The following is a 2,876-nucleotide window of genomic DNA, read 5'->3' as shown; positions in this document are numbered from 1 at the left end:
GTCCCATCCCGAACCCGGAAGCTAAGACCCACAGCGCCGATGGTACTGCACCCGGGAGGGTGTGGGAGAGTAGGTCACCGCCGGAACACCATTAACGGTCGAGGACCCCCAACCACGTTGGGGGTCCTCCCGCATTTAACCGGCACAACCCGCTACGGGTCGGCCGGGAACCCTCCCGCGACCGGGAAGATCCGGGCATGGATCTGGGCCAGGACCTCGACCGCGAGGCCCCCGCCTGCCCCGCACACCACGGCCGCCAGCAACAACCCGCCGGGTGGGCGGGAGAGCAGGAAGAACTCCTGCGCGAGCGGCACGTTGAGCAGGAGCACCAGCGAGACACTCATGCCCACCACCACGGCCAGACGACCTGCATTAAGAGGCCGGGAGACAGCTGAGAGTATCCACAGCCCGACCATGGACAGCGTCAGCACAGAGGCGCTGCTGACTTGTTCTGGCGTGGCCGTGCCGGCCAGCGGCGCGAGTGCGTTCAGTGTGAGCAGGGAAGCCGTCACGATCAGTCCTGCAGGCAAGGAGAACCACAGTGACCGGCGCAGGAACCCGGGCTGATAGCGGCGTGGGTTCGGCATGAGCGCCAAGAAGAAGGCCGGGATTCCGATCGTCAGGCCGTCTGTGAAGGATAGCTGGCGGGGAAGAAACGGGAACTCCCACTGCAGGAGCCCGAAGGTCATCGCGATGGCAGTCGCATAGACTGTTTTACTGAGGAAGAGGCTGGAGACCCGCTCAATATTGGCAATGACCTGCCTGCCCTCAGCGAGGACTCCGGGAAGCCGGTCGAAGCGGCCGTCGAGCAACACCAGGCGCGCCACAGCCTTCGTGGCGGGTGCCGCAGAGTCCATGGCGATGCCAAGATCGGCCGTCTTGAGCGCGAGGGCGTCGTTGACGCCGTCGCCGGTCATTGCCACAGTATGTCCCCGGCGCTGGAGTGCCTCGACCATCTGCCTCTTCTGGGCGGGCGTCACCCTGCCAAACACCATATTTGATTCCATCACCTCCTCCAGCTGCAGCGGGTCCTCCGGCAGAGAGCGTGCGTCGAAGCCCTCCGTGACCTCCAGGCCAACTTGGCGGGCAATAGCGGCAACGGTCCGGGGATCGTCACCGGAAATGATCTTCAAACCGACACCTTCGGCGCGGAAGAACTTGAGGGTCTCCCGGGCATCCGAACGGGGCTGTTCCCGGAAAGTCAGGAGTGCAACAGGACGGAGCGACTCCGGCAGCTGCTCCATCTTCCCCTCGTCAGGTAGCTGCCCGCCGCGGGCCAGAATCAGGGTCCGCAGCCCGGTCTCCGCCAAGTCGCCGGCCTGGCGCAGTACGTCTTGCCGATCCGGTCCGTCGGACTGGCCCGGTACGGTGCCGTGGCGCGCGGGGATCGCTAGCGGCTGGGGCCGGGCCGGGTCCTCGACAAGGACCATTTCCGGTGCCCCGAGAATCCAGGTGTGCGCCGCACGGGTTCGTCCGTCGAAACTGACCCCGCTCCACTTCCGGGCGGAGGAGAACGGCACCGTCGAGATCGGCTGAAGGCCGCCGTCGTCCTCAAAAACAGTGCTCAGGCAGCGTGCTGTGGCATTCGCCTCAGGTTCAGCGCCGAACCATGCGAGGACCTGCTCCCATCCCGGCTCCGGCACCAAAAGGTGTAGAGCATCAAAGACCAGTCCACCCTCCGTGAGGGTGCCCGTCTTGTCCATGCACAGTACGTCGACGCGCGCCAGTCCCTCAACAGCCGCGAGTTCCTGGATCAGCACGTTGTGTTTAGCGAGCCGGACTCCGCCAACGGCGAAGGCAACACTCGTCAACAGCACGAGTCCCAGCGGGACGATGGCGATCACGCTGGCAATGAGGCCCACTAAGACCGCCGTCCACGCCCCCGCGGATTGGACGGCCTCCCAGCCGCCGCGCGCCCGGATCTCGCCGTTGAGCACGAGGATCGCCATAGGCAGGAGCACCCAGGCAATCCAACCGAGTACGCGGTTGAGGCTGTTGCGGATCTCGGAGTTCACCAGCGAGAAGCGGCGCGCATCTGCAGTCAGTCGGCTCGCGAACGCCGCTGCCCCGACTCGGACAACCTGGGCCCTGCCGTGGCCGGCCACAATGATCGATCCGGAGAGCACTTCGGATCCTGCGTCCTTGCCCACGGGATCCGCTTCGCCAGTGAGGAGCGACTCGTCCACCTCGAGGCCGGACGCGTCGAGTACGGCGGCGTCCGCGGTGACCTGATCTCCGGCCCGGAGCACCAGGACCTCGTCGCGGACGACGTCGGCCGTGGCGATCTCCTGGATTTCACCATCGCGCAGCACCCGTGCGAGTGGGGCGTCAAGAACAGCCAGCCGGTCCAAGGACTTCTTGGCCCTGTATTCCTCGACGACGCCGATCACGGCGTTGCCGACCGCGGCGAGTCCGAACAGGGCATCCTGCCATTGCCCCAGAAGCAGCAGGAGGAGGAAGCTGGTGCCGACGATTGCGTTGAAGAGCGTGAAGACGTTGGCCCGGAAGATTTGCCACAGGCTACGGCTGGGGTGTCCGGCACGCGGTTGGTAAGCCCACGCTCGACCCGTGCTGTCACCTGCTGCTGCGAAAGGCCCCTGGCGGCCGGCCGGGACGCACTTCGATGGAGCGATGTTCGTCTCTGGCGCCGGCGGTGTGCCCTCACCCTCCGATGGTATCCGCCGCAACGCGAGGATGTGATGGAGGGTACAGGGAGGATAGGCCGTCCCGGGGTGCCGTTTGGGGGTCGGGAGCGGTGTTCTGCCGCGGATTTCCGGGGTTGCGGGGTGGTGGGGCCGTGGCCGGGGGTGGAGTTGCGGTGGGGCGTGGGTGGGTGTATTGTTTTCTAAGTCGCCGAGAGGGAGACCAGCGAGAAG

General features: G+C 66.0%; 1 protein-coding gene and 1 rRNA gene. One reads left to right on the top strand and one right to left on the bottom strand.

The annotated features are described in order from the left end of the window. Positions 1–86, top strand: a 5S ribosomal RNA gene (gene rrf / locus AC1DEM_RS21580); the annotation flags it as partial. A 66-nt stretch (positions 87–152) separates the two neighbouring features. Here rrf and AC1DEM_RS21575 read toward each other — a convergent pair. After that, positions 153–2,687 (bottom strand): HAD-IC family P-type ATPase, encoded by a 2,535-nt coding sequence (locus tag AC1DEM_RS21575; RefSeq protein WP_476886320.1) that lies wholly within the window; start codon positions 2,685–2,687, stop codon positions 153–155. Positions 2,688–2,876 lie beyond the last annotated feature (189 nt).

Source organism: Arthrobacter sp. 05T420 (assembly GCF_056396305.1).
Note: the sequence above shows the minus strand (reverse complement) of the source record. Positions and strands in the feature narration are given on the sequence as shown.